This window comes from Mycobacterium lehmannii (assembly GCF_001499925.1).
GTDB classification, from domain to species: Bacteria; Actinomycetota; Actinomycetes; order Mycobacteriales; family Mycobacteriaceae; genus Mycobacterium; species Mycobacterium lehmannii.
Genome location: NZ_LQIR01000045.1, coordinates 65,441 through 85,607, shown reverse-complemented (window position 1 = coordinate 85,607; position 20,167 = coordinate 65,441). Strand labels below are relative to the sequence as shown.

Sequence of the window (20,167 nt, the reverse complement as noted above, 5' to 3'; positions counted from 1 at the left end):
GGTCAGGGTTCGCACACCACCAACGGGATCACCCGGTCGGTCCAGGACTGGTAATCCTCGTACGTTGGGTACATCTCGACCAGTCGTGGCCAGTATGTCGCACGTTCCTCTTCGGTCGCGTCGCGCGCGGCCAGATCGAGTACCTCGCTTTTGATCTGCACCTGGACGCGGGGATCGGCCTTGAGGTTCAGGTACCACATCGGGTGCTTGTCGCTGCCGCCCTTCGACGCGGCGACGATGACCTTGTCGCCGTCGCGGTGGAAGTACAGCGGGCTGACCCGCGGTTGGCCACTCTTGCGCCCGGTCGTCGTCAGCAGGGCCACCGGGATGCCCTGGAACTCGCCGCCGAGCCCTTCACCGTTGTTGCGGCGATACATGAAGGTGTTGAGCCTGGACATCTGTTTGACGAAGAAGTCCGAAGCCTTCGTATCCATGAAGCGTGGCCGCGACTTTGGCATGGCCGCCATCCTATGCTCGGTCGATGGGCACAGTCTCTGACATCGATCGCATCGCCGCCGCGGAGTCCTATATCGATGCGCTGGTCAGCCATCGCGGTGACGACGTCCCCTTCGCGCCGGACTGCATCAGGATCGAGAACGGTCTCAAGACCGGCTTCTCGGGTGCGCATCTGCGGCGCAGCCTGAATGGCGGGCCACAGTTCCGGATCATCTCGGCGATCGTCGATCGCGACTTCCGCGTCGACGGCGACGAAGTGCACGCGACGTTCACCGTCGTCACGAAGCCGCGAATCGCGGGTCGGCGCGTAGGTGCCCGCACCGAGGAGACGTTCCTCATTCCGGCTGACGACGGACAGATCCACCACATCCACGCGCGCGTGCGACCGGTACTGCTGCGCGACTGAGCGCGCGCAAACTGCCACTTTGTCCGACGGCTTCGGGCAGAGGTGCGACTAGATCCGTTCGATGATCGTGCCTGTGGACAGCGCACCTCCAGCACACATCGTGATCAACGCAGTGCTCTTGTCGGTGCGCTCCAACTCGTGCAGGGCGGTGGTGATCAGCCGGCTGCCGGTGCTGCCGACGGGGTGGCCGAGCGCGATCGCGCCGCCGTTGACGTTGACGCGGTCCATGTCGGGTTCGTGCACCCGGGCCCACGACAGAACGACCGAAGCGAAAGCCTCGTTGATCTCGACGATGTCGATGTCGCCCATCTTCATACCGGCCTTTTCGAGCACCTTCGCCGTCGACTGAACCGGCCCGTCGAGGTGGTAGTACGGTTCGGCGCCGACCAGCGCCTGGCTAACGATGCGCGCCCGCGGACGCAACCCGAGTGCGCGGGCCTTATCCTCGTCCATCCACAGCACGGCGGCCGCACCGTCGGAGATCTGCGACGAGGTACCGGCGGTGTGGATGCCGTCCTCGAGTACCGGCTTCAGCGATGCCAAACCTTCGAGTGTGGTGTCGCGCAGGCCTTGGTCGCGCGTCACGACGTGGCGCTCACTGGTGGGCTGTTTCTGCTCGTCGAGCACGGGAGCCTCGATGCCGCTGATTTCGCGGTCGAACCGGCCCTCGGCCCATGCCTGCTTGGCCTTGAGCTGGGACTCGAAGCCGAACTGGTCGATGTCCTCACGGGTGATCCCGCGCCGTTTGGCGATCCGCTCGGCGGCGGTGAACTGGTCGGGCAGGTCGATGTCCCACGACGCCGGCCGCAGGATGCTGCGGTCGGGGCCGGCGTTGGCGCCGAGGCCGACGCGGCTCATCGCCTCGATACCGCAGGCGATGCCGATGTCGATGGCGCCCGCTGCGATCAATCCGGCAATGAGCCCGTTGGCCTGCTGGCCGCTGCCGCACTGGCAGTCCACGGTCATCGCGCCGACGTGCTCGGGCAGGCCGGCCACCAGCCAGCTCACCCGGGTGATGTTGTTGGACTGTTCGCCGTACTGGGTGACACAGCCCCCGACGACCTGCTCGACATCAGCGGCGTCGATCCCAGCCTTTTCCACAAGGGCCTTCTGGGTGGCGCCGAGCAACTCGGTGGCGTGTAGACCGGACAGCCAGCCGTTGCGCTTACCGATGGGGCTACGGGTGGCTTCGACGATTACAGGGTTACCCATTCCGTCAGGCTAGAACACGTTTCATTACTCTGACAAGCGGCGTTGATGACCTGCCTTTTATCTGCGCAGAAGGCATGTTTTACTGGCACTAGAACATGTTGCAATAACTGTTGCGGAGGAGCTTCCCCCATGCCTTGCCCGAATATCCCAGCCGACTTCGACTTCCTCGACGCGAGCCTGAACCTGGAGCGCCTGCCCGTCGAAGAGCTGGCCGAGTTGCGCAAGTCCGAGCCGATCCACTGGGTCGACGTGCCGGGTGGCACCGGCGGCTTCGGCGACAAGGGTTACTGGCTGGTGACCAAGCACGCCGACGTCAAAGAGGTCTCCAAGCGCAACGACGTCTTCGGCAGCTCACCGGACGGCGCCATCCCGGTCTGGCCGCAGGACATGACGCGCGATGCCATCGACCTGCAGAAGGCCGTCCTGCTGAACATGGACGCGCCGCAGCACACCCGTCTTCGCAAGATCATCTCGCGCGGCTTCACGCCCCGCGCCGTGGGACGGCTCGAAGACGAACTGCGTTCTCGGGCGCAGAAGATCGCCGAGACCGCCGCGGCCGAGGGCTCCGGCGACTTCGTCGAACAGGTCTCGTGCGAACTTCCGCTGCAGGCCATCGCCGAACTGCTCGGCGTCCCGCAGGACGACCGCGACAAGATCTTCCGTTGGTCCAACGAGATGACCGCCGGCGAAGACCCCGAGTACGCCGACGTCGATCCTGCGGTGTCGTCGTTCGAGTTGATCCAGTACGCGATGAAGATGGCCGAGGAGCGGGCCAAGAACCCGACCGAAGACATCGTCACCAAGCTGATCGAGGCCGACATCGAAGGCGAGAAGCTCTCCGATGACGAGTTCGGCTTCTTCGTCGTGATGCTCGCGGTCGCCGGTAACGAGACCACCCGCAACTCCATCACCCACGGGATGATCGCGTTCTCGCAGAATCCCGACCAGTGGGAGCTCTACAAGCGCGAACGCCCCGAGACCGCCGCCGACGAGATCGTCCGTTGGGCCACCCCGGTTTCGGCCTTCCAGCGCACCGCGTTGGAGGATGTCGAGCTGGGTGGCGTGCAGATCAAGAAGGGGCAGCGGGTCGTGATGTCCTACCGCTCGGCCAACTTCGACGAAGAGGTCTTCGAGAACCCGCACAAGTTCGACATCCTGCGCGATCCCAATCCGCACGTCGGCTTCGGTGGCACCGGCGCGCACTACTGCATCGGCGCGAACCTGGCGAAGATGACCATCAACCTGATCTTCAACGCGGTCGCCGACCACATGCCCGATCTCAAGCCGATCGGCGAGCCCGAGCGGCTCAAATCGGGCTGGCTCAACGGTATCAAGCACTGGCAGGTGGATTACACCGGAAAGTGCCCGGTCACCAACAGCTGACGACGTAAGTTGTAGCGACCGCGAAATTTCCCGGTATCAAGGAGGATTCGGGTGGACTTCAGTCCAGACGAAGGGCAGCAGGCTGTCGCCGACGTGGTGACCTCGGTGCTGACCCGGGACAACAGCTGGGACGCACTGGTGTCCGGCGGCGTGACAGCCCTGGCGGTTCCCGAGCGTCTCGGCGGCGACGGCGTCGGCCTGCCCGAGGTGGCCACCGCACTCACCGAGATCGGCAGGCACGCCACGATCAGCCCCGCGTTGGCCACGCTGGGTCTGGGGTTGTTGCCACTTCTCGAGTCGGCGACCGACGAGCAGCAGGACCGCTATCTGTCCGGTGTCGCCAAAGGCGCAGTCCTCACGGCCGCGCTCAACGAGCCGGGGGCGCCGCTGCCGGATCGGCCCGCAGTCACGTTCGCCGATGGCCGGCTCAACGGTACGAAGGTCGCCGTTCCCTATGCGGAACAGGCGGATTGGCTCGTCGTCACCGCCGACACCGCCGTGGTGGTGGTGTCGCCGAAGGCCGACGGCGTGGTGGTGACCAAGACGCCGACCTCCAACCACGGTGACGAGTATTCGGTGACGTTCACCGACGCCGCCGTCGACGGCACGCTCGAGGGCGCGCAGCCGCGACGGATCAATCAGCTGGCCCTCGCCGCGATCGGCGCGTTGGCTTCGGGGCTGGTCGCCGGAGCGCTGCGGCTCACCGCCGACTACGTGGCCAACCGCGAGCAGTTCGGCAAGCCGCTGTCGACCTTCCAGACCGTCGCTGCGCAGCTCGCCGAGGTCTACATCGCCTCGCGCACACTGACATTGGCGTCCAACTCGGTGACCTGGCGACTGTCCGAGGGCCGCGACGCTGACGACGATATCGACATCCTCGGATATTGGCTGGCCTCGCAGGCGCCTCCGGTGATGCAGCTCTGCCATCACCTGCACGGCGGCATGGGTATGGACATCGCCTACCCGATGGACCGCTACTACTCCTCGATCAAGGACCTCGCCCGCCTCGTGGGTGGTCCGTCACACCGGCTCGACTTGGTGGGAGCCGCACTGGGCGAGCGAGGGGACGGGAAATAGGAATGTTCATCGAACTGACGCCCGAACAGAAGCAGCTGCAGGCCGAACTACGCGAGTACTTCTCCAGTCTCATCTCTCCGGAAGAGGCCAAGGAGATGGAGAAAGATCGCCACGGCAAGGCGTACCGCACGGTCATCAAACGGATGGGCTCAGACGGCAAGCTCGGCGTCGGCTGGCCGAAGGAATTCGGCGGCTTGGGTTTTGGGCCCATCGAACAGTCGATCTTCGTCAACGAGGCGCAGCGGGCCGACGTACCGCTGCCGGCCGTCACCCTGCAGACCGTCGGGCCCACGCTGCAGCAGTACGGCACCGAAGAGCAGAAGAAGAAGTTCCTGCCAGCGATCCTCGCGGGCGAGGTTCACTTCGCGATCGGCTACACCGAGCCCGAAGCGGGCACCGACCTGGCCTCGCTGCGCACCACGGCCGTGCGCCAGGACGACGAGTACATCGTCAACGGGCAGAAGGTATTCACCACCGGCGGGCACGACGCCGACTACATCTGGCTGGCGTGTCGCACCGACCCGGAAGCGGTGAAGCACAAGGGGATATCGATCCTCATCGTCGACACCAAGGACCCCGGATACTCGTGGACGCCGATGATCCTGTCCGACGGCGCCCACCACACCAACGCGACGTACTACAACGACGTTCGGGTGCCGGCCGACATGCTCGTCGGGGAGGAGAACGCCGGGTGGAAGCTGATCACCACCCAGCTGAACAACGAGCGCGTGATGCTGGGACCCGCCGGCCGATTCGCCAGCCTGTATGACCATGTGCACGCGTGGGCGTCGAAACCCGGTGGCAACGGCGACATTCCGATCAATCACGACGATGTCAAGCGCTCACTCGGCGAGCTCAAGGCGATGTGGCGTATCAACGAACTGCTCAACTGGCAGGTCGCCGCGGCGGGGGAGACCATCGATGTCGCCGACGCCGCAGCCACCAAGGTGTTCGGCACCGAGCGGATCCAGTACGCCGGGCGCCTGGCCGAGGAGATCGTCGGCAAGTACGGTAACCCCGCCGAGCCGGAGACCGCCGAACTGCTGGAATGGCTTGACTCGCAGACAAAACGGAACCTGGTGATCACGTTCGGTGGAGGTGTCAACGAGGTGATGCGGGAGATGATCGCGGCCGCAGGCTTGAAGGTGCCGAGGGTTCCGCGGTGAGCGTCGACCTGAGGGCGGACATCGAGAAGATCAAGGCGGACGGCAAGAGCGAGCCGCGCACCGGCCGAGATCCGGTCAATCAGCCAATGATCCACCATTGGGTCGACGCCATCGGTGACCGGAACCCCATCTACACCGACGAGGCAGCGGCCAAGGCCGCGGGCCACCCCGGCATCGTGGCGCCGCCGGCGATGATCCAGGTGTGGACGATGGGCGGGCTCGGTCAGGGCCGCTCGGACGATGATCCGCTGACCAAGATGATGCAACTCTTCGACGATGCCGGCTACGTTGGCGTGGTCGCCACCAATTGCGAACAGACATACCGCCGGTATCTGCGCCCGGGCGAAGAGGTCAGCATCCACGCTGAGATCACAGACGTCGTGGGTCCGAAGCGGACTGCGTTGGGTGAGGGATTCTTCATCAACCAACTCATCACCTGGCAGGTGGGCGACGAGGGCGTCGCCGAAATGGTGTGGCGCATCATGAAATTCAAGCCCGCCGAGAAAGACGCGGGCGCGCCGGTGCCCGACGATCTGGACGCGGACATGATGATGCGGCCGGCCTCGTCCCGCGACACCAAGTTCTTCTGGGACGGCGTCAATGCCCACGAGTTGCGCATCCAGAAGCGCGACGACGGCACGCTTGTGCATCCTCCGATACCCGCGATCTGGCAGGACAAAGACCTGCCGACCGACTACGTCGTCGCCAGCGGTAAGGGCACGGTGTTCAGTTTCGTCGTGCACCACGCGCCGAAGGTGCCCGGTCGCACGTTGCCGTTCGTCATCGCCCTCGTCGAGCTCGAGGAAGGTGTTCGGATGCTCGGGCAGCTCCGAAACGTCGACCCGGCCACCGTGGAGATCGGAATGCCGGTTCGCGCAACGTATATCGACTTCCCCGAAGGTGACTCCGGTCCGGCGTGGACGCTGTACGCGTGGGAGCCTGACGAGGAGGGCGCCGTAGTTGAGGAGGGCACAGCGTGAGCGCACCCGCAGTCGAAGTAGGGACGAAGCTTCCCGAACTCGCCCTGTACGGCGACCCGACATTCATCGTGTCGACGGCCATCGCCACCCGTGACTATCAGGATGTCCATCACGACAGGGACAAGGCACAGGCCAAGGGCAGCAAGGACATCTTCGTCAACATCCTCACCGACACCGGCCTCGTGCAGCGCTACATCACCGACTGGGCGGGCCCGACCGCGGTCATCAAATCCATCTCGCTTCGGCTGGGCGTGCCGTGGTACGCCTACGACACGGTGACGTTCTCCGGTGAGGTGACTTCCATCGACGACGGCCTGATCACGCTGAAGATCGTCGGCGCCAACAGCCTGGGCGACCACGTGATCGCCACCGCCACACTCGTTATCGGAGGGAACGCCTGATGTCGAGTGGACTGTCGGGGAAGGCGGCGATCGTCGGCATCGGCGCCACCGACTTCTCGAAAGACTCCGGACGCAGCGAACTTCGGCTCGCGTCCGAAGCGGTGCTGGATGCGCTCGACGATGCGGGCCTGACACCTGCCGACGTCGACGGCATGGTCACCTTCACGATGGACTCCAACACCGAGGTCGCGATCGCGCGGGCGACGGGCATCGGCGAGTTGAAGTTCTTCTCCAAGATCCATCACGGAGGTGGCGCTGCGTGCGCGACCATCCAGCAGGCGGCGATCGCGGTGGCAACCGGTGTCGCGGATTGCGTTGTGGCATACCGGGCGTTCAACGAGAGATCCGGCGTCCGGTTCGGCCAGGTGCAGATGCGCTTGGTCGAGAACGCCGACTCGACCGGCGTCGACAACTCCTTTTCCTATCCGCACGGCTTGTCGACCCCCGCCGCGCAGGTCGCGATGATCGCCAGGCGCTATATGCACCAATCCGGTGCGACCAGCAGAGACTTCGGCATGATCTCGGTCGCGGACCGCAAACACGCCGCAAAGAACCCCAAGGCGTACTTCTACGAGAAGCCGATCACCATCGAAGATCACCAGAATTCGCGGTGGATCGCCGAACCCCTGCGGCTTCTCGACTGCTGCCAGGAAACCGACGGCGGCGTCGCGTTGGTCGTGACGTCCGCCGGCCGGGCCAAGGACCTCAAACACCGCCCGGCGCTCATCGAGGCGGCCTCGCAGGGTTCCAGCCCGGACCAGTACTCGATGACGAGCTACTACCGACCGGAGCTGGGACTGCCCGAAATGGGTCTCGTCGGCAGGCAGTTGTGGTCGCAGTCGGGGCTCAAACCGCAGGACATCCAGACCGCGATCCTCTACGACCACTTCACCCCGTTCACCCTGATCCAGTTGGAAGAGCTCGGATTCTGCGACAAGGGCGACGCCAAAGACTTCATCAAGGACGGGGCGATCGAGGTCGGCGGGCGGCTTCCGATCAACACCCACGGCGGTCAGCTGGGCGAGGCGTACATCCACGGTATGAACGGGATCGCCGAGGGCGTTCGCCAGCTGCGGGGGACGTCGGTCAATCCGGTTCCGAATGTCGAGCATGTCCTCGTCACCGCGGGTACCGGTGTACCGACATCAGGGCTGATCCTGGGCTGATCGCCGTGCGGCTGGGGTCGCTCCGCCTATTACCCTCTGAGGTGTGAACTCGCCGAGGACGCCTCAGTCGGACGACCCTGATCCGGATTTCTCTGCCGGTCAGGGCAATTGGGGCCGCCGGTTCGACGAGCCGCTGACGGTGTCTCCGCGCCAGGTGCAGCGACGGTCCAGCGCAAAGACCGTGGCTCTCGGTGCCGCCGTGGCGGGTGCCGCCGCGCTCGCCGGGCTGCTCTTCTGGTTGACACGGCCCTCTGAGGACAACGCCCAACCCGCCGCACCCGAGGAACTCACGGTGACCAGCGGGCCACAGCCGACAACCACGTCCGAGGACGATGCGCGGCTGCTGCGGCTGCTGCCGAAGGGCTACCGCGCCGGCGCGTGTGAACCGACGCAGGCGCCCGAAGGTGTTCTGTCGCAGGTGAAATGCGCCCAGAACGACGATCCCGACGGCCCTGTGTCGGCGACATTCAGCCTCGTCGGCGACAGTCTGTCACTCGAAAGGGTCTTCACCGAGACGATCTCGGCCGCCAACAGGGTTGATTGCCCGGGCAATATCCAGTCGCCGGGACCGTGGCGGCGCAACGCCACGCCGGACAGCGTCAGCGGACAGCTCTACTGCGGCCTCGTGGACGGTCAACCCACCGTGGTCTGGACCGACGAGGAGAGAAAGACGGTCAGCGCCGTCCGAGCGGGGCCGGATGGCCCGACCTTTCCACGGCTGTACGCGTGGTGGTCATCGCACTCGTGACGACGCTGACCGTATGACCGGTTAGGCGATCCGCTTACGGAGTCGGGACCGGGGTGTAGGTGGTCGGGGTCTGCACCTGGTCACCCGCGGGCAGCGGGGTGCCCTGGCTTCCTGCGGGCTGCGGAATTCCCTCGGTGCCGGCCGGAGCCGGGGTGCCCTGCGCGGGTTGTGCCGGGGTGCCCTCCGCGGGTTGGGCGGGGACGCTCTGCGCGGGTTGTGCCGGGGTGCTCTCCGCGGGTTGTGCGGGAGCGCCCTCAGCCGGTGCGATCGGAGTGCCCTGGCTGCCCTCGGCGATCGGGGTGCCCTGGCTGCCCTCGGGTGCCTCCGCGCCCGTCGCGGCCGGTGCGGCGGTGGTGCCCTCCGGTGCGGCGGTGGTGCCCTCCGGAGCCTCGGTCGCCGGTGCCTCCGCGGGTGCGCTGCTGCCGGTGCCGTACGAGGTCGACGGCGAGGACGTGCTCGCGCTCGAGCTTGTGGCCGGCTTGGTCCACACCAACAGATCCTGTCCGCCGGCGTTGTAGACCACGCTGTCGGGCGTTGCGCCGGTGACGTCGAAGTAGACCTTGCCGGAGGTCTCCTGTCCCTGAGCCAACGTCGAGGGGTTCACGCCCTGCGGTGTGGCCACTTCGAACAGCGAGCGGTACGTCTGGCCGTCAGCGGCCCGGGCAACCAGATTTGCCACGATCGGCGTCACCGATCCCTGGATCGCCTGGTCTGTCGCCGTTGCCTCCCACAGCGTGCCGGTCACCGGGAAGGGGATGACGTCGCTGCTGGGCTGGAGGTTGGTGATCGTCCAGCCCTGGATGACGGCCCCGTCGACCAACTTGCCCTGGGTTCCGAGTGTCTGGGTCTGAACGGTCGGCCCGGCCGGCGGCGTGGCCTCGGGCTCGGCGGCTGCAAAAGGTGCCGCGATGAATCCCGCCGTCGCGGTTGCTGCCAACATGCTGCTGATCTTGCTGATCTTCATGATGTGCTCCTGACTCGTCCGACAATTGGGATGGTCAACGCAGAAAACTATCAGGCCGCGAATTGTTTGGGTAATCCGGATCGGTTGAAGCAGTTCGTAATACGACCCGAACTAATCGCCGACAGCAATCGAACTTTCGTGTACGTAAGGCGTTTGGCGTTGTGTTTGAGCAACATCCAATCCAAGCGGCAAACACGCTATTTCATCGCCGACGCGTGGTGGATTCGACCGTGAGAAATTAAGTCCACCATGGTGCAAAGTGCACTGCACCACGCGGCGATTGAAAGCGTCGCGCTAGGCCGGAGTCAGCTCCACACCGGCGAGAGCCACCGCATCGTCGCGCTCAGGTGCGGTCACCGTGGCGACGAAGCCGTCGCCTTCCTTCCACACGCTGGCCTTGAGCGTCTCGCCGGGGAACACCACACCGGCGAACCGCGCACCATAGCTGCCCACCCGCCCGGTGTCGCCGTCGAGCAGGGTGTCGACCATCGCCTTGCACGTCATGCCGTACGTGCACAACCCGTGCAGGATCGGGCGCGGAAATCCCGCCGCGGCCGCGAAGTCGGGGTCGGAGTGCAACGGGTTGCGATCCCCGCACATTCGGTACAGCAGCGCCTGCTGGGGCGAGGTGGAGATCGCGATCTCGAAGTCCGGTGCGCGCTGCGGAGGCTCCGAAGACCCCGACGGTCCCCGGTCGCCGCCGAAGCCGCCTTCGCCGCGCGCGAAAATCGAGCGCTTCTGGGTCCACAGCAGCGTGCCGTCGGGTGCCGTCACCGTGGTCTCCGACCAGATGACCGCGGCCTTGCCCTTGTCCCAGATGTCGGTGAAGCGCGTGACAGCGATCCCGGTGCCGGACGGCGGAATAGGACCGGGAACCGACACCGCCTCGCTGGCGTGCAGCACCTTGGCAAGCTCGATGTCGATACCGGGAAACTGCACCGTCGGCGGCTCGGTCATGTGGAAGCTCTGCGCCACATTGCCGAACGTCGGTAGCACCTGCGGCGTTTCGTCGGTCAGGTAGCGCAGCTCGCGCTTGTCCATCGGATCGGCACCTGCGCCGAGCCCGAGGTGGTAGAGCTGAATGTCGCTGCTGGTCCAGGAAAACTCGGCGGCAGGAAGCTCGGCGCCGAGCGCCTCGTCGAGATTGATGGGCATGCGTCAAGCCTTTCCGGCGATGTGTAGCGCTGCGAGGTATCCGAACGTCATCGCCGGGCCGATGGTCCCACCCGGGCCCGGGTAGGTGTGGCCCATCACCGGAGCGCTGACATTGCCCGCAGCATAGAGCCCCTCGATCACCGAGCCGTCATCGCGCAGAGCACGGCCCTGCACGTCGGTCACCACGCCGCCCTTGGTGCCAAGGTCGCCGGGCACCATCTTGGCCGCGTAGTACGGCGGATGCGTGATCTCGCCGAGGTTGGGATTGGGCTTGTTGGTCGGATCGCCGTAATACCGGTCGTAAGCGCTTTCGCCGCGCCTGAAGTCCTCGTCCACGCCCGAGCGCGCGAAGCCGTTGAAACGCTCGACCGTGGCCTTGAACGCGTCCACCGGCAGGCCGGTCTTCTCGGCCAGTTCCTCGAGCGTGTCCGCCGTGACGATCACGCCCGACTCCAGCCACTTCTTCGGAATCCGCTGTCCCGGTTGCAAACCGGCGAAGATATAACGGTCGCGGTACTGCTGGTCGAACACCAGCCAAGCCGGGATGTTCTCGCCGGGCCCCGGACCCTGGCCGTACTGTCCGCCGTACATGTGGTGGCACGCCTCGACGTAGGGCATCGACTCGTTCATGAACCGTTTGCCCGCCATGTTGACGATGATCGAACCCGGCGAGTTGCGTTCCGACAGCGCGAACCACGGGGCCCCGACCAGCGGCACCGTCGGCCCCCACCAGGCGTCCTCCATGACATCGAGTGCAGCGCCCAACTTCTCGGCGGCGATGATGCCGTCGCCGGTGTTGGCCTTGGCGCCGACCGTCCACTCGGTGGTGATCGGGGCACGCTGATACTTGACCCGCATCTGCTCGTTGTGTTCGAAGCCGCCCGAGCCGAGGATGACGCCGCGGCGGGCTCGGATCAGTTCGGGCTCACTGGACTCCGGTGCGCTGGCATCGCGTACATAGATGCCCCGCACGACCCCGTCCTCGACATAGAGGTCGGTCAGCGCGGTGTTCAGCCGAACCGGCACACCGGCTTCGCGTAGGCCGATGCGCAGGGGCGCAATCAACGCGCGGCCCATCCCGACCAGGTTCTTGCCGGTGGCCTTGGCCCACATCGTGCGCGCGCCGACCTTGAGGCTGCGCAGCACACCGCGCGGGTGCCGCTTGAGCTGGTTGAGCCGGACGTAATCCTGCTGCATGACAACCACGTTCAACGGAACCTTGCCGTAGGGCGGTTCCAGCCCCGGAAGGTCTGGACCCAGCTTCTTGGCGTCGAAAGGCTTCGGTTCGACGGAACGGCCCGTCGGCTTGCCGCCCGGGGTTTCGGGGTAGTAGTCGGAGTAGCCCGGCACCCAGCACAGCTTGAGCGGTGAGTGCTTGAGCACGAAGGACAGCATCTCCGGGCCGCGATCGAGATAGGTGTCTATTTTCTCGGCGGGCACGACGTCGCCGATGATGTGGTGCAGGTATGTGCGGGCGGCGTCGGGGGTGTCCTTGACGCCGTCGCGCTTGAGCACCTCGTTGTTCGGGATCCAGACGCCACCACCTGACCGCGCAGTGGAACCACCGTAGTGCGGAGCCTTCTCGACGACTACTGTGGAAAGTCCCTGGTGGGCTGCGGTGAGCGCGGCGACCATGCCGGCAGCGCCGCTCCCCACCACGACGACGTCGTACTCCTGACCAGTCATGTAGAACACGTTATAGAATTGCCCGGCCGACCCACAACCGCGCCGGTCAACAGAACAAGGGGACTTCATAAGGATGCTCAGTGATCAGGTGCGGCAGAAGCTGGCCGCCGATCTCGCACAGGCCGAGCGCAGCAAGGTCCCCGTCCCGCCGTTGACCGACGCCCATCCGGACATCGACGTCGTTGATGCGTACGAGATCCAGCTGATCAACATCCGCCAGCGCGTCGCCGAGGGCGCCAAGGTCATCGGCCACAAGGTCGGCCTGTCGTCGAAGGCCATGCAGCAGATGATGAACGTCGATGAACCCGACTACGGGCATCTGCTCGACGAGATGGCCGTGCACGAGGACACGCCCGTCAAGTCGGCCGACTACCTCTATCCCCGCGTCGAGGTGGAGGTTGGATTCATCCTGGCCGACGACCTGCCCGGTGAGGGCTGCACCGAGGACGACGTGCTGGCGGCGACGGCCGCGTTCGCGCCCGCCATCGAGTTGATCGACACCCGCATCACGGACTGGAAGATCAAACTCTGCGACACCATCGCCGACAACGCGTCCTCGGCGGGCTGGGTGCTCGGCGAGAACCGGGTGTCGCCGAAGGACATCGATATCACCGCGATCGACGCCGTGCTCACGCGCAACGGCGAGGTGGTGGCCAAGGGCCGCAGCGACGCGGTGCTGGGCAACCCGGTGACCGCGGTGGCGTGGCTGGCGCGCAAGGTCGACAGCTTCGGTGTCCGCCTCAAGGCCGGTGACATCGTGTTACCCGGCTCGTGCACCAAGGCGTTCGACGCCACCCCCGGCGCCGATTACGTCGCAGACTTCGCCGGGCTCGGCTCGGTCCATCTGAGTTTCGAATAGGAGCGTCATGCCTAAAGCAAGCGTCGCGATCGTCGGGTCGGGCAACATCAGCACCGATCTGCTGTACAAACTGCTGCGTTCGGAGTGGCTGGAACCGCGCTGGATGATCGGCATCGACCCGGAGAGCGAGGGCCTGGCACGCGCCCGCAAACTCGGGCTGGAGACCTCGCACGAGGGTGTGGACTGGCTGCTGGCGCAGAGCGAAAAGCCAGACATGGTCTTCGAGGCCACCAGCGCCTACGTGCACCGCGACGCCGCCCCGAAGTACGCCGAAGCGGGGATCCGCGCGATCGACCTGACACCCGCGGCGATCGGACCGGGCGTGATTCCGCCGGCCAACCTTCACGAGCACCTCGATGCGCCCAACGTCAACATGGTCACCTGCGGCGGGCAGGCCACCATCCCGATCGTGTACGCGGTTTCTCGCGCGCTGGCCGATGAGGGCGGTGCGCCCTACGCCGAGATCGTGGCGTCGGTGTCGTCGGCGTCGGCCGGTCCGGGCACCCGCGCCAACATCGACGAGTTCACCAAGACCACCAGCAAGGGTGTCGAGGTGATTGGTGGTGCCAAGCGAGGCAAGGCGATCATCATCCTCAACCCCGCCGAGCCGCCGATGATCATGCGCGACACCATCTTCTGTGCGATCCCCGAGTACGCGGACCACGACGCCATCACCCAGTCGATCCGCGATGTCGTCGCCGAGGTACAGACTTACGTACCGGGATACCGGTTGCTCAACGACCCGCAGTACGACGAACCGTCGGTGGTCAACGGTGGTAACCACGTCGTCACCACGTTCATCGAAGTGGAGGGTGCGGGAGACTACCTACCGCCTTACGCTGGAAACCTGGACATCATGACCGCCGCGGCCACGAAGGTGGGCGAGGAGATCGCCAAGGAGTCCATGGCCACGAGCAGTGCAGGAGGCCAAGCATGAGCGGCACCGACAGCATCTACTTCAATCCCATCTGGGACGTCCGGATGACGGACACGTCGCTGCGCGACGGCAGCCACCACAAACGGCATCAGTTCACCAAAGACGAGGTGGGTGCGATCGTCGCCGCCCTGGATGCCGCCGGCGTGCCGGTCATCGAGGTCACCCACGGCGACGGTCTCGGCGGGTCGAGCTTCAACTACGGCTTCTCCAAGACGCCTGAGCAGGAACTGATCAAGCTGGCCGCCGAAACGGCCAAAGAGTCGAAGATCGCGTTCCTGATGCTGCCGGGTGTCGGCACCAAGGAGGACATCAGGGAGGCGCAGGACAACGGCGGCTCGATCTGTCGGATCGCCACCCACTGCACCGAGGCCGACGTGTCGATCCAGCACTTCGGGCTGGCCCGTGAACTCGGCCTGGAGACCGTGGGCTTCCTAATGATGAGCCACACGATTCCGCCGGAGAAGCTCGCCAAACAAGCGCGCATCATGGCCGACGCCGGCTGTCAGTGCGTGTACGTCGTCGACTCGGCGGGCGCGTTGGTGCTCGAAGGCGTCCGGGACCGGGTCGCGGCGCTCGTGGCGGAGTTGGGCGACGATGCGCAAGTCGGTTTTCATGGCCACGAGAACTTAGGCCTCGGTGTCGCGAACTCGATCGAGGCCGTGCGTGCGGGCGCCAAGCAGATCGACGGTTCGTGCCGCCGGTTCGGCGCGGGTGCGGGCAACGCTCCGGTCGAGGCGTTGATCGGGGTGTTCGACAAGATCGGCGTCAAGACCGGCATCGATTTCTTCGACATCGCCGACGCGGCCGAGGAGGTCGTCGCACCCGCGATGCCAGCCGAGTGCCTGTTGGACCGCAACGCGCTGATCATGGGCTATTCCGGTGTGTACTCGAGCTTCCTCAAGCACGCGATCCGCCAGTCCGAGCGCTACGGGGTTCCCGCCCACCAGCTGCTGCACCGTGCGGGCCAGCGCAAGCTGATCGGCGGCCAGGAGGACCAGCTGATCGACATCGCGCTGGAGATCAAACGCGAACAGGACAGCGCCAAGACCGGTTAGCGACGGCTTGACTTAACCGGCTCGGCTACGCCGCTTTCTTACCAGCCACGCCGCGATCAGGACGGCGGCTACGGCCAGGACCCCGTACTGGTAACGCGATGTCCAGGTGGACACGGTTTCCCAGTTGTCACCCAACTTGAAGCCGGCCACCACCAGCAGGCTGTTCCATACGGCGCTGCCCGCGGCCGTCAGCGCGACGAAACGGACGAAGGGCATGCAGTACATCCCGGCGGGAACCGAGACGAGGCTGCGGACGACGGGGATCATCCGACCGACCAACACCGCCACGGATCCGTAGCGACGAAACCATGCCTCGCTTTTCGCGAGATCGTCGGCGGAGAAGAACGGAAGCCGCTCGACCAATCGGTGCACCCGGTCACGTCCGAGGCGGGCACCCACCACATACAGCACCATCGCACCCACCACGGAGCCCACCGTCGTCCAGACGATGGCTTCCCACAGCGACATCTCGCCGCGGGCGGCCGTTAAGCCCGCGAGCGGCAAGATGATCTCGCTCGGCAGGGGAGGGAAGATGTTCTCCGCGGCGATCGCCGCGCCTGCACCCACGCCGCCGAGCCGGTCCATCAACGAGACCGCCCATCCCGCCACACCTCCGATGTCTGGCGATGTGCTCGCGAGCACGGTGGCATCGACGGTCACGGAGCCGTCCCCATTGGCGCGAACGTGGGTTACCCGCACGTCTGACCGCGATTTGGCGTGCGGGTAACCCACGTTCGGCGACTCCTACGCCGCAGCGCGCGGGGCGCCGATTCCGGGATCGATCTTCGTCGGCTTGCCCGCGGTCGGGGCGATCGGAATGTCGAAGATCGCCGTCGGGAGATACACCGTCGCACAGGAATTCGGGATATCCACGACGCCCGAGAACCGGCCTTCGATGGGAGCTGCACCGAGCAACAGGTACGCCTGCTCGGGGCTGTAGCCGAACTTCGTCAGGTAGTTGATCGCGTGCAGGCAGGCCCGTTGGTAGGCGAGCTGCGAATCCAGATACCGCTGCTCGCCGTCGAGGGTGACCGAGGTGCCCGAGAACGTCAGCCATTCCGAATACTGCGGTTGGGTGTTGCCCGGGATGAAGATCGGATGCTCGCTGACTCCGTAGGTCTCCATCCCGCCGGAGATCACGTCGACGTGCAGGTCGATGAAACCGCCCATCTCGATGCCACCGCAGAAGGTGATCTCGCCGTCGCCTTGGGAGAAGTGCAGATCACCGACCGACAGGTTGGCCCCGTCGACGAACACCGGATAGAAGACCCGGCTGCCCCTGGTCAGATTCTTGATGTCCATGTTGCCGCCGTTCTCGCGGGGCGGCGCGGTGCGAGCCCCCTCGGACGCGACCTTGTCGAACGCATCGCCGGTGAGAGTGCCGAGGATGGCGTCGGCGGGCTCGGGCGGCAGCGCCAACGGCGGTTCGCGATCCGGGTCGGTCGCGATCAGCGCGGCCTCACGAGAATTCCAATTGTTGAGCAGCTCGGTCGACGGCGCGGTACCCATCAGGCCGGGGTGGGTGATACCGGTGAACTCGACCCCGGGCACATGCCGCGAGGTCGCCTTTTCTCCGGAGAAGTCCCAGACCGCCTTGTAGGCGTCCGGGAACTGGTCGACCAGGAAGCTACCGCCGTTGCTCTTGGCGAAGATTCCGGTGTACCCCCAGCCCTGGCCGGCCAGCGGACCGGAATCCTCCTGGGGCAGGGGGCCGACGTCGAGGATGTCCACGATGAGCAGATCGCCGGGGCGGACGCCTTCGACGGCGATCGGTCCCGACAGCGCGTGCACCTTGGACATCGGAGCGTTGAGGATGTCGTCGGCTGAGTCGTCGTTGTGGATGTCGCCGTCGAACCACTCCCGGCAGTGCACCCGGAACGAGTCGCCCGGCTTGACCGTGACCGCCGCGGGGATGTCGGGATGCCAGCGGTTGTGTCCGACTATCTGCTGGTCGGGGAACGCCTTCGTGGAGTCGAGCGGAAAGATGAGTTCGGGCATGGGATTCCTTCACGGTCTTGGGAGTTTGCGGTGCAGCGGGTTGGTGGTCGTTGGTCGGCGACGAGCCGTGGGCGGTGGTGCGGTGACGACCCCGGGACGATCAGCGCTGGCGCGGGTCGCATCCTGGAGTTTCATCGCGATGTCGGAGCGGCCCACGTGTGGCATCGACATCATCTTCAGCGCGCGCCCCGCGCACCGCGGGCAGTCGACGACGTCCGGGCAGCCGTGCATGGAGAACGCCTGCTCGGTTATTCCGCAGCCGGATTCGCATCGAAACCGGTAGAGCACCATGATCAGCTCCGTACAGCTCGAGATTGCGGGGGCACGTCAGCCGCATACCCCGCCGCTTCCGAGGTAACCCTGCTCGGCCGTCGGAGTCGACGGGCACGATGGGGCCATGGCGACCCGCGAACAGGCTCAGGCGATACTCGAGCAGCTGGCCGGGCCGACAGCGAGATTGCGCGACGACCAGTGGTCCGCCATCGAGGCGCTGGTCGTACACCGCCGCCGTGCGTTGGTCGTGCAGCGCACGGGGTGGGGAAAGTCGGCGGTCTACTTCATCGCGGCCAAGCTGCTGCGCGCCGAAGGACACGGGCCGACGGTGATCGTGTCGCCGCTGCTGGCGCTGATGCGCAACCAGGTCGCCGCCGCCGAGCGGGCTGGTGTCCATGCCGCGACCATCAACTCGAGCAATGTCGCCGAGTGGGCTGAGATCCATGAGCGGGTGCGGGCGGGAGAACTCGACGTGCTGCTCGTCAGCCCAGAGCGGTTGAACAATCCCGACTTTCGCGACTCCGTGCTGCCCGCACTGGCGCACGACGCCGGTTTGGTGGTCGTCGACGAGGCGCACTGTGTGTCTGATTGGGGCCACGACTTCCGGCCCGACTACCGCCGGATCCGCACCCTGATCGCCGAACTCGGCGCCGATATCCCGGTGCTGGCGACCACCGCCACCGCCAATAACCGGGTGGTCGACGATGTCGCGGCGCAGTTGGGTGTCGGCGGCGGCGACACGTTGGTGTTGAGGGGCGGACTGGACCGCGAATCATTGCGGCTCTCAGTGGTCAGAGCCGGCAATCCCGCACAACGCGCGGCTTGGCTTGCCGCACATATTGATTCGCTGCCCGGGTCGGGCATCGTGTACACGTTGACCGTCGCCCAGGCGCACGACATCGCGACGCTGCTGCGCGAACAGGGGCATCCGGTGGCGGCGTACACCGGTTCGACCGAAGCCGCCGAACGTGAACAGCTCGAGGCCGACCTGCTGGCCAACCGGGTCAAGGCGCTGATCGCGACGTCGGCGCTCGGCATGGGATTCGACAAACCCGACCTCGGATTCGTCGTGCACCTCGGTGCACCGTCCTCGCCGATCGCGTACTACCAGCAGGTCGGCCGCGCCGGCCGGTCGACGGCCAGCGCGGAGGTGATCCTGTTGCCGGGCCGCGAGGATCAGGATGTCTGGCGGTACTTTTCGTCGGTGGCGTTTCCGTCGGAAGCGATGGTGCGCAATGTGATTCGTGTTCTGGACCCAGACCGTCCGCAGTCGACGGCTGCGTTGGAGCCGATGGTCGACCTCAACCGGACGCGGTTGGAGATGGTGCTGAAGGTGCTCGACGTCGACGGTGCGGTGCGGCGGGTGAAGGGCGGCTGGATCGGCACGGGTCAGGACTGGGTGTACGACGAGGCTCGTTACCGCAAGCTCGACGAGGCGCGCAGACGCGAGCAGCAGGCGATGCTCGACTATCAAGCGACCGACCGCTGCCGGATGGCCTTCCTGCGCGCTCAGCTCGACGACCCCGAACTCGTAGAAGGTGAGCGGTGCGGTCGCTGCGACAACTGCGCGGGTTCGCGCTACGACGCTGCTGTCGACGCCGTGACCGTGGAGGACACGCGAGCGAGGCTCATGCGGCCCGGGGTCGAGCTGACGCCACGCAAGCAGTGGCCATCGGGTCTGGGCGTTCTCGGGTTGGACCTCAAGGGCAAGATCACCGACGGTCCGGAACCCGGCCGCGCGATCGGACGGCTGACCGATCTCGGTTGGGGCGCCCGCCTGCGGCGGCTGCTCGACGAACCGGATGCGGAGGTGTCCGACGACGTGGTGCAGGCCGCCGTGCAGGTGCTGGCCGCATGGGACTGGGCGAACCGCCCGGCCGCGCTGATGGCGCTGGACTCGAACACGCATCCGCTGCTGATCACCTCGCTGGCCCGTGAATTGTCCCGGCTGGGCCGGCTCACGGATCTGGGTGTGATGCAATACGCGCCCGGGCGCAGACCGGTGACCGCGGCGAACTCGGCGTATCGGGTCGCCGCGCTGAACGGTGCGTGGGAAACACCGGAGCTGCCTCGGCTCGACGGTCCAGTGCTGCTTGTTGATGACATCACCGACACGGGGTGGACGCTCACTATGGCCTCGCGGCTACTCCGAGCTGCTGGTGCGCCGGCCGTCCTGCCGTTTGCGCTGGCCAGCATCGGCTAGGGCCACCACGAGCGCTTAACCGGTTGATCCCACGCACCAGCT

At 65.9% G+C, this 20,167-nt stretch carries 20 protein-coding genes; 12 read left to right on the top strand and 8 right to left on the bottom strand.

The annotated features are described in order from the left end of the window. Positions 1-2: 2 nt before the first annotated feature. Positions 3-458: a nitroreductase family deazaflavin-dependent oxidoreductase gene (locus AU192_RS19800; protein ID WP_064399366.1), complete on the bottom strand. Its 456-nt coding sequence runs from the start codon at positions 456-458 to the stop codon at positions 3-5. 23 nt (positions 459-481) lie between these two features. Between AU192_RS19800 and AU192_RS19795 the strand changes: the two genes are divergently transcribed. After that, positions 482-862, top strand: coding sequence for a DUF8021 domain-containing protein (locus AU192_RS19795; RefSeq protein WP_064399224.1), 381 nt, complete (start codon positions 482-484; stop codon positions 860-862). A 48-nt stretch (positions 863-910) separates the two neighbouring features. Here AU192_RS19795 and AU192_RS19790 read toward each other — a convergent pair whose 3' ends face one another. Further along, a complete protein-coding gene (locus AU192_RS19790; RefSeq protein WP_064399223.1) occupies positions 911-2,074 on the bottom strand; it encodes a steroid 3-ketoacyl-CoA thiolase in 1,164 nt (387 codons plus the stop codon). 129 nt (positions 2,075-2,203) lie between these two features. Between AU192_RS19790 and AU192_RS19785 the strand changes: the two genes are divergently transcribed. From AU192_RS19785 to AU192_RS19755, 7 genes are read left to right on the top strand one after another with little or no spacing between them, the layout of a single operon-like run. Then, complete coding sequence (locus AU192_RS19785; RefSeq protein ID WP_064399222.1) at positions 2,204-3,457, top strand: cytochrome P450; 1,254 nt, start codon at positions 2,204-2,206, stop codon at positions 3,455-3,457. Between the two features lie 51 nt (positions 3,458-3,508). Continuing rightward, complete coding sequence (locus AU192_RS19780; protein ID WP_064399221.1) at positions 3,509-4,534, top strand: acyl-CoA dehydrogenase family protein; 1,026 nt, start codon at positions 3,509-3,511, stop codon at positions 4,532-4,534. A 2-nt stretch (positions 4,535-4,536) separates the two neighbouring features. After that, positions 4,537-5,700, top strand: coding sequence for an acyl-CoA dehydrogenase FadE29 (fadE29, locus tag AU192_RS19775; protein ID WP_064399220.1), 1,164 nt, complete (start codon positions 4,537-4,539; stop codon positions 5,698-5,700). Then, positions 5,697-6,680: a bifunctional MaoC family dehydratase N-terminal/OB-fold nucleic acid binding domain-containing protein gene (locus tag AU192_RS19770; RefSeq protein WP_064399219.1), complete on the top strand. Its 984-nt coding sequence runs from the start codon at positions 5,697-5,699 to the stop codon at positions 6,678-6,680. Before fadE29 ends, AU192_RS19770 begins: the two co-directional genes overlap by 4 nt. Beyond that, on the top strand, positions 6,677-7,081 hold the full coding sequence (locus tag AU192_RS19765; RefSeq protein WP_064399218.1) for a MaoC family dehydratase: 405 nt from the start codon (positions 6,677-6,679) through the stop codon (positions 7,079-7,081). The genes AU192_RS19770 and AU192_RS19765 overlap by 4 nt, the downstream gene beginning before the upstream one ends. Continuing rightward, complete coding sequence (locus AU192_RS19760) at positions 7,081-8,247, top strand: lipid-transfer protein (protein WP_064399217.1); 1,167 nt, start codon at positions 7,081-7,083, stop codon at positions 8,245-8,247. Before AU192_RS19765 ends, AU192_RS19760 begins: the two co-directional genes overlap by 1 nt. 43 nt (positions 8,248-8,290) lie before the next feature. Then, on the top strand, positions 8,291-8,995 hold the full coding sequence (locus tag AU192_RS19755; protein ID WP_064399216.1) for a hypothetical protein: 705 nt from the start codon (positions 8,291-8,293) through the stop codon (positions 8,993-8,995). Positions 8,996-9,029: 34 nt separating this feature from the next. On the opposite strand, the gene AU192_RS19750 is transcribed toward AU192_RS19755, so the two are convergent. From AU192_RS19750 to kstD, 3 genes are all read right to left on the bottom strand, one after another. Next, positions 9,030-9,959: an MPT63 family protein gene (locus tag AU192_RS19750; RefSeq protein ID WP_064399215.1), complete on the bottom strand. Its 930-nt coding sequence runs from the start codon at positions 9,957-9,959 to the stop codon at positions 9,030-9,032. 294 nt (positions 9,960-10,253) lie between these two features. Beyond that, positions 10,254-11,114 (bottom strand): MaoC/PaaZ C-terminal domain-containing protein, encoded by an 861-nt coding sequence (locus AU192_RS19745; RefSeq protein WP_064399214.1) that lies wholly within the window; start codon positions 11,112-11,114, stop codon positions 10,254-10,256. A 3-nt stretch (positions 11,115-11,117) separates the two neighbouring features. After that, positions 11,118-12,800: a 3-oxosteroid 1-dehydrogenase gene (gene kstD, locus AU192_RS19740; protein WP_064399365.1), complete on the bottom strand. Its 1,683-nt coding sequence runs from the start codon at positions 12,798-12,800 to the stop codon at positions 11,118-11,120. A 73-nt stretch (positions 12,801-12,873) separates the two neighbouring features. Here kstD and AU192_RS19735 point away from each other — a divergent pair, with 73 nt between their 5' ends. The 3 genes from AU192_RS19735 to dmpG are packed head-to-tail and all read left to right on the top strand — an operon-like array spanning position 12,874 to position 15,651. Continuing rightward, the gene (locus tag AU192_RS19735) at positions 12,874-13,659 is read left to right on the top strand and encodes a 2-keto-4-pentenoate hydratase (protein WP_064399213.1); all 786 of its coding nucleotides are present in this window, start codon (positions 12,874-12,876) and stop codon (positions 13,657-13,659) included. 7 nt (positions 13,660-13,666) lie between these two features. Further along, positions 13,667-14,596, top strand: coding sequence for an acetaldehyde dehydrogenase (acetylating) (locus AU192_RS19730; RefSeq protein ID WP_064399212.1), 930 nt, complete (start codon positions 13,667-13,669; stop codon positions 14,594-14,596). Next, complete coding sequence (gene dmpG / locus AU192_RS19725; RefSeq protein WP_064399211.1) at positions 14,593-15,651, top strand: 4-hydroxy-2-oxovalerate aldolase; 1,059 nt, start codon at positions 14,593-14,595, stop codon at positions 15,649-15,651. The genes AU192_RS19730 and dmpG overlap by 4 nt, the downstream gene beginning before the upstream one ends. A 12-nt stretch (positions 15,652-15,663) precedes the next feature. On the opposite strand, the gene AU192_RS19720 is transcribed toward dmpG, so the two are convergent. The 3 genes from AU192_RS19720 to AU192_RS25745 form a co-directional block, all read right to left on the bottom strand. Next, a complete protein-coding gene (locus AU192_RS19720) occupies positions 15,664-16,311 on the bottom strand; it encodes a DedA family protein (RefSeq protein ID WP_064399210.1) in 648 nt (215 codons plus the stop codon). Positions 16,312-16,395: 84 nt separating this feature from the next. Next, entirely contained in the window at positions 16,396-17,649 is a 1,254-nt protein-coding gene (gene fmdA / locus AU192_RS19715; RefSeq protein WP_064399209.1) for a formamidase, read from the bottom strand. A 9-nt stretch (positions 17,650-17,658) separates the two neighbouring features. Then, the gene (locus tag AU192_RS25745) at positions 17,659-17,940 is read right to left on the bottom strand and encodes a zinc ribbon domain-containing protein (protein WP_165593324.1); all 282 of its coding nucleotides are present in this window, start codon (positions 17,938-17,940) and stop codon (positions 17,659-17,661) included. Positions 17,941-18,046: 106 nt separating this feature from the next. Here AU192_RS25745 and AU192_RS19710 point away from each other — a divergent pair, with 106 nt between their 5' ends. Next, positions 18,047-20,125 (top strand): RecQ family ATP-dependent DNA helicase, encoded by a 2,079-nt coding sequence (locus AU192_RS19710; RefSeq protein ID WP_064399208.1) that lies wholly within the window; start codon positions 18,047-18,049, stop codon positions 20,123-20,125. The last annotated feature ends 42 nt before the right edge of the window (positions 20,126-20,167 follow it).

Excerpts from the sequence above, each read along its gene's own strand:
- AU192_RS19750 (WP_064399215.1), bottom strand. The coding sequence starts at position 9,959 with ATGAAGATCAGCAAGATCAGCAGCATGTTGGCAGCAACCGCGACGGCG.
- fmdA (WP_064399209.1), bottom strand. The coding sequence starts at position 17,649 with ATGCCCGAACTCATCTTTCCGCTCGACTCCACGAAGGCGTTCCCCGAC.
- fadE29 (WP_064399220.1), top strand. The coding sequence starts at position 4,537 with ATGTTCATCGAACTGACGCCCGAACAGAAGCAGCTGCAGGCCGAACTA.
- AU192_RS19785 (WP_064399222.1), top strand. The coding sequence starts at position 2,204 with ATGCCTTGCCCGAATATCCCAGCCGACTTCGACTTCCTCGACGCGAGC.
- AU192_RS19730 (WP_064399212.1), top strand. The coding sequence starts at position 13,667 with ATGCCTAAAGCAAGCGTCGCGATCGTCGGGTCGGGCAACATCAGCACC.
- AU192_RS19735 (WP_064399213.1), top strand. The coding sequence starts at position 12,874 with ATGCTCAGTGATCAGGTGCGGCAGAAGCTGGCCGCCGATCTCGCACAG.
- AU192_RS19795 (WP_064399224.1), top strand. The coding sequence starts at position 482 with ATGGGCACAGTCTCTGACATCGATCGCATCGCCGCCGCGGAGTCCTAT.
- AU192_RS19800 (WP_064399366.1), bottom strand. The coding sequence starts at position 458 with ATGCCAAAGTCGCGGCCACGCTTCATGGATACGAAGGCTTCGGACTTC.
- AU192_RS19760 (WP_064399217.1), top strand. The coding sequence starts at position 7,081 with ATGTCGAGTGGACTGTCGGGGAAGGCGGCGATCGTCGGCATCGGCGCC.
- AU192_RS19790 (WP_064399223.1), bottom strand. The coding sequence starts at position 2,074 with ATGGGTAACCCTGTAATCGTCGAAGCCACCCGTAGCCCCATCGGTAAG.
- dmpG (WP_064399211.1), top strand. The coding sequence starts at position 14,593 with ATGAGCGGCACCGACAGCATCTACTTCAATCCCATCTGGGACGTCCGG.
- kstD (WP_064399365.1), bottom strand. The coding sequence starts at position 12,800 with ATGACTGGTCAGGAGTACGACGTCGTCGTGGTGGGGAGCGGCGCTGCC.
- AU192_RS19710 (WP_064399208.1), top strand. The coding sequence starts at position 18,047 with ATGGCGACCCGCGAACAGGCTCAGGCGATACTCGAGCAGCTGGCCGGG.
- AU192_RS25745 (WP_165593324.1), bottom strand. The coding sequence starts at position 17,940 with ATGGTGCTCTACCGGTTTCGATGCGAATCCGGCTGCGGAATAACCGAG.
- AU192_RS19745 (WP_064399214.1), bottom strand. The coding sequence starts at position 11,114 with ATGCCCATCAATCTCGACGAGGCGCTCGGCGCCGAGCTTCCTGCCGCC.